20 protein-coding genes, 2 tRNA genes and 1 pseudogene are annotated in these 15,330 nt (G+C 59.4%); 15 read left to right on the top strand and 8 right to left on the bottom strand.

Translation table 11 applies throughout. The annotated features are described in order from the left end of the window. Positions 1-31 precede the first annotated feature (31 nt). The gene (locus HALTADL_RS01740; protein ID WP_089672321.1) at positions 32-358 is read left to right on the top strand and encodes a hypothetical protein; all 327 of its coding nucleotides are present in this window, start codon (positions 32-34) and stop codon (positions 356-358) included. A 42-nt stretch (positions 359-400) separates the two neighbouring features. Here HALTADL_RS01740 and aglJ read toward each other — a convergent pair whose 3' ends face one another. Then, positions 401-1,393, bottom strand: coding sequence for an S-layer glycoprotein N-glycosyltransferase AglJ (gene aglJ, locus HALTADL_RS01735; RefSeq protein ID WP_089672171.1), 993 nt, complete (start codon positions 1,391-1,393; stop codon positions 401-403). A gap of 172 nt (positions 1,394-1,565) precedes the next feature. On the opposite strand from aglJ, the gene HALTADL_RS01730 reads away from it, so the two are divergent. From HALTADL_RS01730 to HALTADL_RS01720, 3 genes are all read left to right on the top strand, one after another. After that, positions 1,566-1,841, top strand: coding sequence for a helix-turn-helix transcriptional regulator (locus HALTADL_RS01730; protein ID WP_089672174.1), 276 nt, complete (start codon positions 1,566-1,568; stop codon positions 1,839-1,841). A 50-nt stretch (positions 1,842-1,891) separates the two neighbouring features. Next, positions 1,892-1,965, top strand: a tRNA-Lys gene (locus HALTADL_RS01725). Positions 1,966-2,230: 265 nt separating this feature from the next. Beyond that, positions 2,231-2,422: a hypothetical protein gene (locus HALTADL_RS01720; protein WP_143054133.1), complete on the top strand. Its 192-nt coding sequence runs from the start codon at positions 2,231-2,233 to the stop codon at positions 2,420-2,422. 1 nt (position 2,423) lies between these two features. Here HALTADL_RS01720 and HALTADL_RS01715 read toward each other — a convergent pair whose 3' ends face one another. Together HALTADL_RS01715 and HALTADL_RS01710 are read right to left on the bottom strand one after the other, a co-directional pair. Continuing rightward, complete coding sequence (locus HALTADL_RS01715; protein ID WP_089672180.1) at positions 2,424-3,290, bottom strand: COX15/CtaA family protein; 867 nt, start codon at positions 3,288-3,290, stop codon at positions 2,424-2,426. A gap of 60 nt (positions 3,291-3,350) precedes the next feature. Further along, positions 3,351-3,650: a PadR family transcriptional regulator gene (locus tag HALTADL_RS01710; protein WP_394327353.1), complete on the bottom strand. Its 300-nt coding sequence runs from the start codon at positions 3,648-3,650 to the stop codon at positions 3,351-3,353. Positions 3,651-3,924: 274 nt separating this feature from the next. Here HALTADL_RS01710 and HALTADL_RS01705 point away from each other — a divergent pair, with 274 nt between their 5' ends. The 4 genes and pseudogenes from HALTADL_RS01705 (at position 3,925) to HALTADL_RS01695 (ending at position 7,018) form a co-directional block, all read left to right on the top strand. Next, positions 3,925-5,046 (top strand): M24 family metallopeptidase, encoded by a 1,122-nt coding sequence (locus HALTADL_RS01705; RefSeq protein WP_089672183.1) that lies wholly within the window; start codon positions 3,925-3,927, stop codon positions 5,044-5,046. A 59-nt stretch (positions 5,047-5,105) separates the two neighbouring features. After that, positions 5,106-6,158: a DUF7544 domain-containing protein gene (locus HALTADL_RS01700; RefSeq protein WP_089672186.1), complete on the top strand. Its 1,053-nt coding sequence runs from the start codon at positions 5,106-5,108 to the stop codon at positions 6,156-6,158. 73 nt (positions 6,159-6,231) lie between these two features. Beyond that, positions 6,232-6,395 (top strand): annotated as a pseudogene (locus HALTADL_RS17975) (hypothetical protein); the annotation flags it as partial. Between the two features lie 152 nt (positions 6,396-6,547). Continuing rightward, positions 6,548-7,018, top strand: coding sequence for a hypothetical protein (locus tag HALTADL_RS01695; RefSeq protein WP_089672190.1), 471 nt, complete (start codon positions 6,548-6,550; stop codon positions 7,016-7,018). Positions 7,019-7,087: 69 nt separating this feature from the next. Here the strand turns inward: HALTADL_RS01695 and HALTADL_RS01690 are convergent, their stop codons facing one another. Then, positions 7,088-7,366: a transcriptional regulator gene (locus tag HALTADL_RS01690; protein ID WP_089672193.1), complete on the bottom strand. Its 279-nt coding sequence runs from the start codon at positions 7,364-7,366 to the stop codon at positions 7,088-7,090. Between the two features lie 272 nt (positions 7,367-7,638). On the opposite strand from HALTADL_RS01690, the gene HALTADL_RS17530 reads away from it, so the two are divergent. The 3 genes from HALTADL_RS17530 (at position 7,639) to HALTADL_RS01675 (ending at position 8,843) form a co-directional block, all read left to right on the top strand. Next, the gene (locus tag HALTADL_RS17530) at positions 7,639-7,806 is read left to right on the top strand and encodes a hypothetical protein (protein WP_177171920.1); all 168 of its coding nucleotides are present in this window, start codon (positions 7,639-7,641) and stop codon (positions 7,804-7,806) included. Positions 7,807-7,990: 184 nt separating this feature from the next. Continuing rightward, complete coding sequence (locus tag HALTADL_RS01680) at positions 7,991-8,581, top strand: DUF1684 domain-containing protein (protein ID WP_394327354.1); 591 nt, start codon at positions 7,991-7,993, stop codon at positions 8,579-8,581. Between the two features lie 76 nt (positions 8,582-8,657). Then, positions 8,658-8,843, top strand: coding sequence for a hypothetical protein (locus HALTADL_RS01675; RefSeq protein ID WP_089672195.1), 186 nt, complete (start codon positions 8,658-8,660; stop codon positions 8,841-8,843). A gap of 187 nt (positions 8,844-9,030) precedes the next feature. Here the strand turns inward: HALTADL_RS01675 and HALTADL_RS17120 are convergent. Next, positions 9,031-9,182 (bottom strand) — tRNA-Met (locus tag HALTADL_RS17120). A 190-nt stretch (positions 9,183-9,372) separates the two neighbouring features. On the opposite strand from HALTADL_RS17120, the gene HALTADL_RS01670 reads away from it, so the two are divergent. Further along, complete coding sequence (locus HALTADL_RS01670; protein ID WP_089672199.1) at positions 9,373-10,515, top strand: DUF7115 domain-containing protein; 1,143 nt, start codon at positions 9,373-9,375, stop codon at positions 10,513-10,515. A 2-nt stretch (positions 10,516-10,517) separates the two neighbouring features. Here the strand turns inward: HALTADL_RS01670 and HALTADL_RS01665 are convergent, their stop codons facing one another. After that, positions 10,518-10,913 (bottom strand): DUF5830 family protein, encoded by a 396-nt coding sequence (locus tag HALTADL_RS01665; protein WP_089672202.1) that lies wholly within the window; start codon positions 10,911-10,913, stop codon positions 10,518-10,520. Between the two features lie 93 nt (positions 10,914-11,006). Between HALTADL_RS01665 and HALTADL_RS01660 the strand changes: the two genes are divergently transcribed. Beyond that, entirely contained in the window at positions 11,007-11,663 is a 657-nt protein-coding gene (locus tag HALTADL_RS01660) for a TVP38/TMEM64 family protein (RefSeq protein ID WP_089672204.1), read from the top strand. A gap of 22 nt (positions 11,664-11,685) precedes the next feature. On the opposite strand, the gene gpmI is transcribed toward HALTADL_RS01660, so the two are convergent. Next, a complete protein-coding gene (gene gpmI, locus HALTADL_RS01655; protein WP_089672207.1) occupies positions 11,686-13,200 on the bottom strand; it encodes a 2,3-bisphosphoglycerate-independent phosphoglycerate mutase in 1,515 nt (504 codons plus the stop codon). Between the two features lie 100 nt (positions 13,201-13,300). Here gpmI and HALTADL_RS01650 point away from each other — a divergent pair, with 100 nt between their 5' ends. Further along, on the top strand, positions 13,301-13,966 hold the full coding sequence (locus HALTADL_RS01650; protein ID WP_089672210.1) for a DUF1405 domain-containing protein: 666 nt from the start codon (positions 13,301-13,303) through the stop codon (positions 13,964-13,966). 98 nt (positions 13,967-14,064) lie between these two features. After that, the gene (locus HALTADL_RS01645; RefSeq protein WP_089672213.1) at positions 14,065-14,769 is read left to right on the top strand and encodes an ArsR/SmtB family transcription factor; all 705 of its coding nucleotides are present in this window, start codon (positions 14,065-14,067) and stop codon (positions 14,767-14,769) included. Between the two features lie 4 nt (positions 14,770-14,773). Here HALTADL_RS01645 and HALTADL_RS01640 read toward each other — a convergent pair whose 3' ends face one another. Then, entirely contained in the window at positions 14,774-15,265 is a 492-nt protein-coding gene (locus HALTADL_RS01640; protein ID WP_089672215.1) for a hypothetical protein, read from the bottom strand. Between the last annotated feature and the right edge of the window lie 65 nt (positions 15,266-15,330).

The following is a 15,330-nucleotide window of genomic DNA, read 5'->3' as shown; positions in this document are numbered from 1 at the left end:
CTTTTTACTCCGTGAGTTCGAATACAAACTGATGGGAGCCAGACCGCCGCAGAACGATAGCTCGGAGCCCGAAGTAATCGAGTTCGGTATTGCCGCGCTTTCTGCACGGCTTGATGAGGCAGCTGTCGAGTTTCCGGCAACGAGCAGCGAACTCTGTGCAGCGGTCGACGACACCGCGATACCGGTCGACGGAGCGGGCAACACCATGGAGTTGGAGACGGCGCTCCAGCGGCTTCCACAGGACCGCTTCGACAACGAATCGGCGCTCCTCGATATGTTGCACCCGGTGTTCGAGGAGTACCGAAAGCAGGCTGGAGACAGCATTTTCGGTCGGCTTCGGACACTGCTGCCGTTCTGAACAGAACTGACTTCATTACTCTGATTACTCTGGTTACTCCGGTTACTCCGGTTTCTGCGGTGGCGAATCCGTCTCAGTCTCGGTCGACTCGCGAGGCTGAGACGGCGAGTCCTCGAAGTTATCGGATTCGAGGCGGTCGATCCGGGTAAGCTGTTCGCGGTGCAGTGACAGAATTAGATCCGCGAGTACGCCGAACATCAGCAGTTGGACGCCAAAGAGGAGCGATGCGGTGGCACCGACCGCGATGATCTCATGACCGATGCCGTCGACGATCCAGCGAAAGATGACGAAGGCGGCCAGGCCGAGACCGGTGATCGTCGAGGCGAGACCGACACTTCCGAAGTAGAACAACGGATTGCTCGTTTTGGCCTTCCGGTAGAGCTCCAGAAAGATGATGCCCCCGTCCTTGACCGGGTGAAGGTTCGTCGAGGAACCATCGGGTCGCTGGCGGTAGGTGACAGGGACGACCTCGGTTTTGACCCCGTTTTTCGCACATTCGACGGCCATCTCGGTCTCGATGCCGAATCCGTCGGCCGACAGCGTGAGCTGTCTGAACGAGTCGGTCCGAAACGCACGGTACCCCGAGAGGATGTCGCGGTAATTTTCGCCGTGAATGAACGTAAACCCGCGATTGATCATCCGGTTGCCGACCCGGTTGAGCTTCGTCATCGCGCCGGATTCCATATCCGCGAATCGGTTGCCGATAACGTGCTCGAAATCACCGACGAGCAGGGGTTCGAGCATCCGCTCGGCGTCTTCGGCCCGGTAGGTCATGTCTGCATCGGCCATCAGTACGTACTCGGCGTCGATCCGCGCGACGGCCTCGCGGATTGCCTGGCCCTTGCCGGTCCCCGACTGTTTTATCACGGTTGCACCGGCCTCGCGTGCGAGTTCGCACGTGTCGTCACCCGAACCGCCGTCGACGACGAGGATATTCCGAAGCCCAACCCCCTGATAGGCCTCGATCACGTCGACAATTGTTGCGGACTCGTCGAGGGTCGGCAGGAGAACACAGATATCCGCGCTGGGTGGCATTACCGTGGTGTCACGAGCCAGTAGGTAAAACTGTGTTCGTTTTGTGGATATCTGTCGACCGAACTGAGAGACGCAATCCCTCGTCTGAAATTCATAATACATTATAATGTGATTTAAATTTATACATTAAATACCAAATGCTATAACAAACAGAGGGAGAAATATACAGCGGATGTACGATCTAACCGGGTTCCAGCGGGATCTGATTTACACAATCAGCGGAACTGAGGAGCCATACGGGTTAGCCATTAAAGAAGCCCTCCAACAGTATCGTAACGAAGAGGTCAACCACGGTCGACTGTATCCGAACCTCGATACGCTCGTCGAAAAGGGATACGTAGAGAAACGGGCAAAAGACAGACGGACGAATCTCTACACGTTGACCGAGAGTGCCAGAACGGCAGTCAACGAACGGCGGATCTGGGAAGACAGCCAGTTGGCCGACTGACGGCCGCAGAAGGAAACGCCTTTTAGGTGGTGTCGGATAGAAGGGAGTGAGGGCTGGTAGCTCAGTTTGGCAGAGCGACGGACTCTTAATCCGTCGGTCGCGTGTTCAAATCGCGTCCAGCCCGCTTTTGCTCCGAACACTCTCGTGAGGAGCAACGCGGTTACAGTGATTTGAACGCAGCGAGCGAACGCAGTGAGCGAGTGAGTGTTCAAATCGCGTCCACCCCGTTTTTGCTCGGTTGATTCATCGAAAACAGAGCACAGAACCCAGTCGACGGAGCCAACTTTCAGATACAACCCGACTACCCACCACATATCAACGCAGTGGTATGAACCTCAGTAACAATCATCGCAAACAGGGTTATGACCGTCGAGACCCTAGTTTCGCGCATGAACGGACAGCCCTCCACAAAACAGACGCCAACGCGGCGGAAAACAGTCCTCTTCTGTCGAGGCTGTGAGTATCAGGGGCCACCCGACGGGCCGTGGATCATCCACCGGAAACCCGACAGCGACGTGTATCTCTGTCCCAACTGCAACACGACCGTTACTGTGCGTGATCGGTTCGACAACTGGGAGTAGGTTACTCGCTTTGTGTCGACTGGCGTATCGCAACTCTCGGAGCCTCGCTTCGGAGCCGGAGCTGGGTAGCGACTACGAGACCAACAGTGAGGAGATAGAGGCCGAAGTTGATCGATTGGACGGTGGTGGTGTAAAGTATCAGATCGCGTCCGAGGAGCATCGAGACGAACAGCACCGCGAGTGCGCTGCCGGCCAGCCACGCCCCGCGCCGGTCGACTGACTGAAGCCAGACAACTGTCGCAAGCAATGCGGCGACTGCGAGCAACGAGATGGCATAAAACCAAGCCTGTGCCCCCGGCGAGTAGCTCAGCAGTGGGACGCCACGGCTGAACAGCCCACTGACGAGCAGCGCGCCGAGGGCGACACCGACAGCGAGTCGACTCCGACTTCGTGGCGGTCGACGGTGGTGGTCTCGATAGGCAAACAGGGTCGTCATCGTCAGGAGCGTGAAGATCGACAGCGCGACGATGAGATGGGCCGCGTGTGTCGGCGGCGAGTAGCCGCCGGGGACGAGACCACCAATCGTCACCGTAATCGCGCCGACTGTGATCTGGAGCGGCAGCAGGACAACTGCGAGCGTTGCCGAGAACTTTGTCTGCCGGTTACCGCGTGTCCACGCCCAGCCAGCCGTGCCGAGGATGAAAAAGCCGGTAATCATCGCGACGACACGGTGGAACCATTCGATGAAGTCCGGATTGATCGTCAGTGCCGGAATCAGTTGGTCCGAACACAGCGGCCATTGGGCCTGACATGCGAGTCCGGAGCCGGTCGCTGCGGTGTACACACCGAGCGTGATCAACGACAGTGTGAGTGCGGTTGTAAACGCCGCGAACCGACGAAAAGACAGCCAATCGAGGCGGTCGGTCATTGGTTGTCTGTCGGGCCGCAGGCTACTTATCGTTATCCAACTGCAGCGAGGAGGGAGTGCTTACTGCTGTGCTTCCTGCGTGGGTGAGACGTACTGTCGTTCCCATCGACGCCGGTCTTCGATCAGCTCGTCGCCCTTCTCGGTGAGTTCGTAGTAGTTGGTTCGCTGGTCTTGACTGCCTTTCTCGACGAGGTCGTGTTCGACGAGCGCATCGAGGTTCGGATACAGTCGACCGTGGTTGACGTTGTCGACATGCTGTTCCATCTCACGGCGGATTGTCTGGCCCGAGGGCTTGTCGGAGCCTGCGATCACGTACAGGAGGTCGCGCTGGAAGCCGGTCAGTTCGAATATCTGAGTCATACAGGTGATATACTGTGTAGCCGTGTATTGTTAGTCGGTGAGAAATATGGATAATGGCTGAAAAACTCACACGCAAACCTGTTTATAATCCGTTGCGAATCGTTGCTAATATCGGCTGTTATATTCGTCACGACCACGCGTGAGTAGGAACCTCTTACTGATAGTAGAGAGTGATTAATCAGCAATATACGCCGTTTACGGCGGATCTCGGCTGTGAATAAGATCGCAGTACGGGTCGGTTCGGATTGAAGTAGCCTGCGCCTGTAGTGGACGTATGTCCAACTCACATCGTTCCTCGGAGTCAGCGGAGCGCCGAACTCACATCACAGCGTTTCTCGACGATCACGGTCTCGACGCGCTGTGGCTTGCCCGACCGGCCAACTTTGCGTGGCTAACTGGAGCATCCAACGTCGTCGACCGTGATTCGCCGATTGGTGTCGCGGCGGCTGGCTACAGTCGAGACGCGGGATTTCAGGTTCTCACAAACACGATTGAAGCACCCCGACTGCGAGACGAGGCACTTCCTGAGGGGTTTACCCTGACGGCCGCCGACTGGTACTCGGGGTCGCTGGCGGATTTGGTTGCCGCGGAGTCACCAACACCTGCGGCTGCCGACTTCGATGTTCCGGGACTCGCCCAGCCGGATTTCTCACACCTCAGACAACCACTGGCCGAGTTCGACATAGACCGATACCGCGCGCTCGGCGAGGAGACCGCTACCGCCGTCGAATCCGTCTGCCGAGAGCTCTCGTCGACCCAAACCGAACGGGCGGCGGCGGTCGACGTTCGGGCCGCACTCGAAGCACGCGGGATCGAAGCCCCGGTCGTGCTCGTCGGCGGCGACGAGCGCGCCCAACAGTACCGGCACTACACGCCGACGACCGCGGAGTTGGGCGACTACGCACTCGTCTCTGTCACGGCCCAGCGCGGTGGGCTGTATGCAAGTACAACCCGAACAGTCGACTTCGACGCGCCGGAGTGGCTTACAGAGCGGTTCGAGGCGGCCGCGAAGGTCGAAGTAAGCGCGTTGGCGGCCACCCAACGGGCCGCCCACGAGGAGTCGACAGCTGGCGATGTGTTCGGGGCGATCCAGCGAGCCTACGACGCGGTTGGGTGGCCCGACGAATGGAAACAGCATCATCAGGGTGGGGCGGCAGGGTTCGCGGGCCGGGAGTGGATCGCGACACCTACCCACTCGGCGCGCGTGGTCGAACCACAGGGGTATGCGTGGAATCCAACCGTTCAGGGGGCCAAAAGCGAGGGAACGGTGTTGGTGACCGCCGACGAAATCGAACCGTTGACGCTGACCGACTCGTGGCCGACGCGGTCGGTGTCGGCTGTCGAGTCGGTTGGGAGTGATCTCACCCTCCAGCGTCCCGCACCGCTGTCGGTGTGAGGTCGACGCCTCATTACGAACTAGTAACTTATTTTTCAGTTGAACGAAAACAGTGAGCTATGTCATGGTATGCTATCGAAAGCGTCGACGACGCTATCGAAGCCACTCGGTCGTTCCTGTTCCCCGTTGAGCTCTCCACGTGGCTGAAACTGGCCCTAATCTCGATCTTCGTCGGGGTAGGTGGCGGCGGCATCTCCTCAGTGTCAAATCTGGGTGGTGTTCCCTCGGAGACCCCTTCTGACCCCGCCACACAGCCGTCTGCGGGGGCACCAGCCGAACAAATGCCGGATCTCGTCCCGACTGACCCGGCCGTGATTGCTGCTATCGTGGGGGTCGTGTTCCTTTTCATCCTTGCGCTGACACTGCTGTCGGAGACGCTCCGACTCGTTCTGTATGATGCTCTCCGCACCCAAACCGTTCGGCTTCGGAAGCCATTCCGTCGACGGTTTGGACAGGCCGTTCGACTGTTCGGGTTTAAATTGGGAGTCAGTGCCGCCTTCGCGATCCCGTTTGTGGTGATCGGCGCGACCATTGCACTGACCGGCTTCGACCTCGGCGGTGGACCAGCACTCATCGTCGGAGCACTGCTTGCGGCAGTCATCGGCATACTGTCGTTCATCGCCTATCTTGTCATCAATCGGGCCACAAACGAGTTCGTCGCGCCGATAATGGTGCTGACCGACAGCGGTGTGCTCGACGCATGGCGGCAATTCTGGCCGGTGCTTCGAGGAAATCTGGCCCAGTTCGGCGTCTACGTCGTCGTTCATTTTCTGTTGCTGTTGGCGATCTCAATCGGACAGTCGATCCTCGCTGTCATCATCCTCGGCATCGTTGGCACGGTTGGCGGACTCATCGGCCTGCTACTGGTCGTCGGCATCTTCGGGGGACTCGGCGCGACACTCGCGTCGACGGCCGGGCTCGTTGCAATCGGCTTGCTCGTGGCGCTAACGCTGCTTGCGATGTTCGTGTTATTCCTGCCGATCAACATCGTCGTGCTCACCTACGTCTTCAGCTATGAACTGTCGGTGCTTGGGGCCGCCGACGAGGACCTCCGACTCCTTCCGGACTCCAGCGAGGACAGTACCGCACCAGCGTCGACATCGTCGGTGTAGCCCACCGGAGTCGACAGTCATCGAACCGATGAACCACACATAACTTTTTCAACTACCTTCCGCACCGCTTGGTATGAGTTTTGATGACGATACACGGGAGTATCACGTGATCCGCCCGGCAAGATCGAGATAGCAACCACGAAACCGACGAACACCCAGCGGGATCTGAGCCTCGCCTACTCGCCGGGCGTCGGTGCTCCCTGTCGGGATATCGCCGTCGACCCGGATCAGGCCTACAGGACACCGCCAAGGCTGTCGTCGAGGACATTCTCGATGGGACCTACGGCGAATATCGCCGGTATGGCCGTCGTCGACGCCCAATCGGAGTAGTTTCTCGTTGCACGAATGTATGATACATATTTATAATCTGATTGTCTATTGGTTGTCGTATGGCTGAGCGAGGCCCCGAGCTATCGGCTCCAGAACGGATCGAGAGTGGCGAGTTTGCGGGCGCACTCCGGATCGGCTCGCAAAACGAAAGGGAGGTCTACTGGTACGTCCCGAAGAACCTGATCATCGAAACCGAGGCGCCGGAGACCGCGCCGGACGACGCCGAAACCTACCGGCTCTCCGAGGAGACTGTCGGCGAGTACATTCACCGAACCGAACGTGACGGCAGTGTGTGGACACTGAACCAACTCGGCGAGTTCCTCCGGAACGTCGCCTCGTTTCGGGACGTTCGCATCCTCACGCTGAGACAGGAAGAGGCATACGCTCTCTGTCGGATCTCGGGCGTCGACAGCACAACGGCGTCGGAACTGCTTGGTATCTCCGAAACCCTGCTCAACGACCATTTGTCGACCGCACAGAAGAAGATCACCTGTGCGTTCAACCTCGTCGAAGCCGTCAACAAACACTGACTGGAACCGACCCACCTCAGCCACTGTTTGTGTTCGTGATATCCGGCTCCCACAGGCAGTAGCCACCGACTACTCGGCGGCTTCGGCCTCGATGACCGAGCCGATCATCGACCACCCGTCCTCATCTGCGCCACTGCGGCCGACCAAAATTGACTCGTTGTCCTCGCTTGAAACGAGTCGGTAGTCGGCGTCGTCGTCTTCGCGGGTCGCTTCGGCCTGAAACTCCTGTTGGAAAAACTGGGTCGACGACATCTGAAAAACTGCCTCGGTGCCGTCGTCGAGTGTGAGCCGAATCGGTTTCGGCGTCAGATTGTGAATCCGCTTTGCAATCGGGTTGAGATCCGCCATACGAGGGCGTTGGCGTCGGCTCGAATAAACGTCGACGGTTTCGACTGCTGATTACGTTCCAGCTTCCGATTGATTGTGACCAGCAACTGTACCCATAGTAATAGTATGTAGTTCCTACTGTTGTCGCAACGGTCTCAAGCAGTGCAAACGCTCTGCGGGGTATTTGTGGTTGGCCAACCGTTTCGTTCTTAGTGGTCCCACAGATGTCGCTCCCGCCTTCCATTAGCCGTCTCGGTCGCTTACTGCACAGTTTCCCGCTCTCCAGTGGCTATTTGCTTGCCTCAGCCCGTGGTATCGCGTTCTGGACTGCGATTGCCCTTCCGTTCGGCTATTTGCCGATGTTCGGCCTTGAGATGGTCCAGCTCTCCCTGGAGACGTTCGTCGTCCTCCTCGTTATTAACATCGTTGCACTGGTCGTTGGCCACTCCTACCATCGCTAATCCATCGTTTCGGCTTTTCTCACTGACGCCTAGTTTTGGTCTCCTCGAGTTCTGAGAGGAAGTCATGTCGCTTGAAACCGTGCCACTGAGACGGACCGGGCTTTCGGTGAGCGAACAGGCGGTTGGCACGGTAAGAGAGTTCCATTCCAATGGGGTTAGGTTCCCTCGGGACGGAGTGGGAACTATGACTGAGACTGACGATGAGACGCTCGAGGATGTCGACCGCTGGATGACGGAAATCCGGCAGATGCGCGCCGACAAGGACGAGTTCTTCACCGACCATCCACAGTCGCCAATCGATCCTGACTACCGCGATGCGTTCGAAGGATTGGACTACTTCGAACCGGACCCGGAGTTTCGGGTTCCGGCCCGCGTTCGCGTGTACGGCAACCCCGATCCAATCGAACTCGATGTGACCGCCGGTTCGCCGATTCGGTATCTCCGCTCGGTGATCTTCGAGTTCGAACTCCGCGGCGAGCGGATTCAGATGGCCGGCTACCGGCAGGAAAGCGACGATGACCGGACGATATTTATTCCGTTCCGCGACAAGACGACCAGCCAGCAGACCTACCACCGCGGTCGATACATGGAGATGGAACCGGACGACGATCTCGTCAACGGCGATGTGGTGACCCTCGACTTCAATCTCGCCTACAACCCTTTCTGTGCCTACGCCGAGACGTTCGCCTGCCCGCTTCCGCCGGAGGAAAACTGGCTTGAGGTCGTCGTTCCGGCCGGCGAAAAGAAGCCACCCGAAGCAATCGTCGACGAGTAATACCTGTGTGAATCGGTCGACACTCCGAGTCGACTGAAGGAAAACGCTCAATATCGTCCGCTTGTGTCGACAATGTATGGTAGACGTACCGAACCAAGCAGGCCTCGGCATCGGACTGATCGTCATCGGGACGCTGCTTTTCATCCCCGGTGCTGGAGTCAGCACCAGTGGACCTATCCTCGCCTCGTTGGTGGCTGCATCAGTGCTGTTGACTATCGGCACCTATCTGTTCGGTACTAGCGAACCCGGCCGCTCGGTCTGAAACCAACTGTTTGTCTCGGTTAGTCATCGTGTCGGCGAGCCGTGACTCGGTTAGTCATCGTGTCGGCGAGCCGTGACTCGGTTAGAGAGTTACTACTACGGCGTAAATGGTCTCTACTGTAGTTCTCAGTGTGAAGATAGCAAAGACAGACGTATCACTTAGACGTTGTGACGTGTCGGACAAAAAGTGGCCGGGGTGGGCTCCGAACCCACGATCTCCGCATAACCCAGGTACGAGGCTCGGCAGGCCTCAATGGGGCGGACGCTTCCAAGGCGATTACCGCACCGAATCTCAGTAACCCTATGAGTGCGGCGCTATGTCCAGCTAAGCCACCCGGCCTCACCTTCCTATAACCCGATTGCACTCTTTAAGCTTCTCATCTCCACCGGCTTCGTGGCATGCGATCAGGTCACTCTCTGTGAGTCAGTCACAGACGACGGTCAGTCGACAGTCCCAACCCAGCGAACAGATCAGAAATACTAATGTTCAGACCCGCGGATTTATCAGCCACGGACGGTACTCCCTCACAATGAGCCTGCCCGAGCTACTCGAGTCCGCCCTGGACGGTGAACCATCTGTTGCACAGGTCCAACTCGGCGGGGAAGACGTGTTAGTCGTCACCCCGAGCCGGACAGTGGTCTACCGCGCGGACGGACTGCTGTCGGACGAATCAATCGAGAGCTACCCGCACGATGCCGAACGGCTCGATCTCTCAGTTGGTCGACGGAAGGCCAAACTCTCCTTAGATTACGGGCTTGACGGGTCCGAAACGCTCGGGTTTCCGGCCAAGCGCGTGGAAAAGGTGCTGCATCCCATTTTGGCAGGCGTTATCAGCGCCGCAGGAATCACCGAGGCCGGCGAAACGGTTCACAAAACGTTCCGTTTCAGCGATCTCACGCTGATCGTCACGAGCAAGCGCGTCATCAAACACATCGGCTCGGCGGTCTGGGACACCGATTTCGAAGCCTTCGAGTACAGCGGACTGACCGACGTCGACTTCGAGGAAGGAAGCGTTGCGACCTCGATTGTCCTCACCCACAACGGTCGACAGAACCGATTTAAAACCCCAAACGACGACGCCAGAGCGGTCCGCGAAGCCATCGTCGAGGCGGTCTGTGAGTTCCACGGCGTGACGAGCATCGACGAACTCCGCCGGGCGATGGCCGGTCAGGGTGAGGGTGATGCCGAACCCGTCGACCGACTCGATTTCGGCGACGGTCCCGATCCACTGAGCGCCGAACCGGGAGAACTCGAAGACACACCGACGAACTCGACACAGACAGCCGCAACCGACACGACAACCGACGAGGAGCTGGCTGCCTCACTCGAGGAGACCGATACACAGTCGACCGACACGGCGCAAGCGACTAATCAGTCTCAGTCGGTCGATCAGGCTCAGTCACCCGACCAGACGGGACCGGCCGACACAGCCCAGTCGACTGAGCAGACAGAGGCCATCATCGAATCGACACCCGAATCGGAGCCAGCAGAAGCCGAGACGGTCGATGCTTTCGAGGGTTCGCCGTTCGAATCGGCTGGCCCAGTCGACGAGGAGGATCTCTCGGCCCAGATCGCCGCGCTCACCGAACGCGTCGACCAGCAGGAACGCCAGCTCGCCCGGCAGGCCGAGCTTCTTGAGACTCTCATCGAAGAACTCCGCCGCGGCCGGTAGGATTACTCCTCGCGGCCGAGAACTTTCCGAATACACGACGAGCCGAACGGTCCGAGTTCGCCCGATTCGAACTCGATGAAATGGCCCGTCGACAGCCCAGATCCACAGCGTCGACACTCGAACTCGCCCTCACGCACGGTCACCTGACTCTCGAACCGAACGAAGGTACCACCACGCCGGGTCCGAAGCCGTCCGTCCTCGCGGTCGATGATTCCCCGTTTATCGGCCGTATCCAAGATCTCCCGCGTGAGCGTGGGGTTTGTGGTGACGCACTCGAGCCGGTCGATAGCCTCGGCAAGGTCGAGTGCCTCGGTTTCGAGGTGGGCCAGCAGGTCGACGCCGAGCTCTATTTTCGACTGTCGGCTAGTTGGTATTGTCCCGTCTTCGTCGCCCGGCATCTCTGTCACACGCGGTGATTTCACGCCGGGTTACATAATCGTTCGTTTGGCGTCGAACACAAAGCGTATGTCAGTGCCTGAAAGCCGACAGGTATGCAGCGACGAACACGCCTCGGGATTGGCGGTCTGACACTGTTGGGTGTCTGCCTCATGGCGTGGTTCGTCTCACCCGCGGTCGCGCTCGCCCGGTTCGAGGCGCTCGCAAGCAGGCCGCTGTTGTTTGGGGCCGTGGTGCTTGCGGTTGCCATCGTCCGCCCGGTGTGTGCATGGCCAACGCTCCTGTTATCAATCGGCGTAGGCTATGCCTACGGGCTCGCTGGCCTTCCGCTTGCGCTGACCGCGCTCGTGATTACGAGCCTCCCGCCGTACTGGTTTGGAGCCTCGACTACCGGAGACGGTCGACTCACGACCGCGGGACAAACACTGGGGGCCGAGACCGGTGGCGTTCGTGGAATGACCGCCGCCCGCCTGTTTCCCCTCCCATCGGATGCGGTGTCGGTTGCAGCGGGGGCTGTGGGTGTTCGACTTCGTCCATACCTCGCCGGGACTGCTCTGGGTGAGCTCCCGTGGGCGATTCTCGGCGTTATCGTCGGCCGGTCGGTCGACCATCTCACCACCGGTGAGCTCTCGGGGGCGGTCGATCCGTGGCTGCTGGCTGGGATGACCGCCGTGGCTGTTCTGTTGCTGGCTGGCCCTTGCTACCGACTGCTGTCGACTGAGCAGTCGATGGAACTGCCGTCGACCGAGTAGGCCGCGCCTACTCCCCGAACGGTTACTCCAGCAACGACTCGCCGGTCATCTCCGCGGAGGGCTCTAGCTCCATCAGTTCGAGCAGGGTCGGGGCCAGATCACAGAGCGCACCGCCCGAGCGGACGGTTCGACCGCCGTTATCGCCATCGGGCGTGAGGTAGATTACCGGGGCCGGATTGAACGTGTGGGCCGTGTGGGGGTCGTCGACCGTGCCCATATCGTCGGCGTTGCCGTGGTCGGCGGTGATCAGTGCGTGGCCGCCAGCGTTCTGGATCGACTCGACGAGTCGACCGAGTTGTTCGTCGACGGCCTCGACAGCCGTGATAGCGGCCTCGTAGTCGCCGGTGTGGCCCACCATATCCGGATTCGCGTAGTTGATCACGAGGAAGTCAGGATTGTCGGAGTCAATCACCGAGAGGGCGGTGTCGGTCACTTTTGCGGCGTTCATCTCCGGCTGGAGGTCGTAGGTCGGCACGTCGGGGCTTTTGACGATCTCTCGGCGCTCGCCCTCGAATTCGACCTCCCGGCCCCCGTTGAGGAAGTACGTAACGTGTGCATACTTTTCGGATTCGGCCAGCCGGAGCTGTTTCAGCCCGGCATCCGAGACGATCTCGCCGATAGTGTTTTCGGGCTGTTCAGGCGGGTAGGCCACCGGCAGGCCGAACGTTTTGTCGTACTGTGTCAGCGTAACGAGTCTGATGTCCGGGGAAGCGGTATCAATCTCCCAGGCGGGGTCGATGTTCGCCAGCATCCGAACGATCTGGCGGGCGCGGTCCGCACGGAAGTTGAAGAAGAGCACTGAATCGCCATCATCGAGTGCGGGCTGATCGTCGATCAGGGTCGGCTCGATGAACTCGTCAGTGTCGCCGCGCTCGTAGCTGTTCTCGATAGCCTCGACCGCTGTTGGGGCCGTATACTCGGCCTTGCGGTTGACAATTGCATCGTAGGCTTTGTTGGTTCGCTCCCAGTTTTGATCCCGATCCATTGCGTGGTAGCGACCCGAGACAGTGGCAACATCGCCAGTCTCGTGGTCGTCGATCATTGCTTCGACTTCGGCGAGATAGCCAGCGCCGGATTTCGGGGCTGTATCCCGCCCATCGGTAAAGGCGTGGGTGACCGCCTCAACGTCGCGGTCACCCGCGAGTTCGATCAGCGCTTCGAGATGGCTGATGTCGGAGTGGACGCCGCCGTCGCTGACCAAGCCCATCAGGTGTACCTTTCCGTTGTGGTCGGTCGCATAGTCAAGGGCGGAGTTAATCGCCTCGTTTTCACGGAAGCTCCCGTCTTCAATGGAGTCCTGAATACGCGTAAAGGACTGTTTAACGACCCGGCCTGCGCCGATGTTGAGATGGCCGACCTCGCTGTTGCCCATCTGTCCGTCGGGGAGGCCAACTGGTCGACTGTGGGTTTGGAGCGTCCCAAACGCGCCGGTTTCGCGGAGTCTATCGAAGTTCGGGGTGTCGGCCGCACGGACGGCGTCGAGATGGTCGTGATCGCCGAGTCCCCAGCCGTCGAGTACGATGAGTGCGCCTCGCATGCGTGAATGTTCTCCCGCCGGAACTAATTACGCTTTGCTTCATTCGGTCGACTGTCCGGGAGAGAAACCGGTTTGAGTCGGCATCACGAACCAACTGTCAATGGTAGGCTCCGAGGGCCAGTCGCCGACGCTCCGTCGACCGCTCCCCGAGCAATACGCCGAGTCGTATCTCTCCGACGGCCCGAGTTTGGTCGCCTTGCTTGTCGTCACCGCGACGGCGTTTCTGGTCGGGATTCGGTTCTATGTCGACACAATGCCGGACGTGCCGACCCTGCTGTGGCCGCTGTATGCGGACTCACCGACCGCCATTGCCCTAGTGACACTGTCGCTGGCAACGCTGTTGCCGAATGTGGGGCGTCGACTGCGCTCGGCCCCGAGCAATCGACCGCTGGCCTATCTCCACACGTTGGCATTCGTCTGGCTCATCAAATACGGTCTGTGGACCGCGATTGCGCTGAACCTTCGACCCGCGCTGTATTTCGGGTTCAGCGGGACGGCAGTCTACGACTACTGGTTTATTATCGGCACACATCTGCTGTTTGTCGTGCTCGCGTTCGCAGTGCTCCACTACGGCCGGACGACACGCGGGGCGCTCGGCGTGTCGCTTCTGTTACTCGTTGTCAATGATTTGGTCGACTACGGGGTCGGCCTCCATCCACCGCTTCGGTACGAACCGGGGGTCGTGTTACCAGTAGTAACGGTCAGTCTCTCGGTCGGGGTCGTCGCACTAGCCGCATGGCAGTTTGAGCCGCTTGCTGACGGCTAAGCAGGACATCACCATCCCGTACAGCGATCTGACAATGTGTGACAGGGACTCATCAGCGTGGTAGACAACGTTTTATTCGCGCTCACGTATTATCCGGTATGGATTCGGCGGTACTCTTGGATCTCCTCGGCAACGAGAACCGTCGACGGATCCTCCGGCTGCTCTCACAGAAGCCCTGTTATGTCACCGAGATTAGCGAATATATCGACGTGAGTCCGAAAGCTGTCATCGACCACCTCCGCAAGCTCGAAGAAGCGGGGCTGATCGAGAGCCGAACCGACGACCAGCGCCGGAAATATTTCCACATTACCCGAAGCCTCCGACTGGAGGTCGACGTCTCGCCACACAGTTTCGGTGCGAAAAGCGCCTATCCAGCCAGTTCGACGCTGGATATGTCCGGTCGGTGTCCACATCTCTCGCTCGAAGAGACGGCGAAAAACGGACATGACGATGGGGACAGCGACCACACGGAGGGCGACCGGGGCGACATCGAGGAGCTTGCGGCCGAATTCGGTCGACTCCAATCACTGGATCGGGAGCTGTCGTTGGCCCAGCGCTGGGTTCACGGTCGACTCACCGAGACGCTCGAGGAGCTGACCAGTCGAACCGGCATCGATGCCGACTGCCGGTTTTACGCCAAGATACTGGCCGCAATCGTCGAAACTGATGGATCGACTGAGGCGGTCGCCGACCAGCTGACTGCGTCCAGCGACGTTATCGAAGACTCTCTCTCCCGGCTCGAACGTGCCGATGTCATCGAATACGATGGCAACTGCTGGCAGATCGGGTCGCTGGACGCCTGACCAGTTAGACCTCTTGGGTCAATCCATCGCGAAGATCTCGGCCGAAGTAGTGGCCAAGGAGGCCGACGACCACGCCGAGAGCGACACCGACGCCTCCGAAGGCGAGGCCGTACTCCCTGAAAAAGTCCATGCCGACCGGCAGGACGCCGGTCGACAGCAGACTTACTGCGAAGCTCGCGCCCACGATCCCGCCGCCAGCAAGCGCTGTTTCGAGATACCGTCGTTCGCTGGCTATGAGGCCGATGATGAACGTGGCAACAAATAGCCCACCCAGTGAGCCGAGGGTTCCCACAAGCGGGATCGCGCCGCCGCCAACGACACCGACGCCGATCAGCGCCGCCGACAACAAGAACGCTTTGAGCGAAAACAGTCCTGCAAGTCGACCAGTCGAGCCGTCATCGCTGGTGTTGGTGGCTGCCGAGCCAGTAGTTGACTCGTCGGGTGCCACCTCGTCGCTGACGATTTCGTCGACTATCTCCTCGTCGGAACGCGCCATACCCCAGTATTGGAAGCCCGAGGTATGGATGTTGTGGCGTTGTTCGCTTCACCACGGAGCGCCGG

This window comes from Halohasta litchfieldiae (genome assembly GCF_002788215.1).
GTDB lineage: Archaea > Halobacteriota > Halobacteria > Halobacteriales > Haloferacaceae > Halohasta > Halohasta litchfieldiae.
This window is presented reverse-complemented; position numbering and strand designations above follow the sequence as displayed.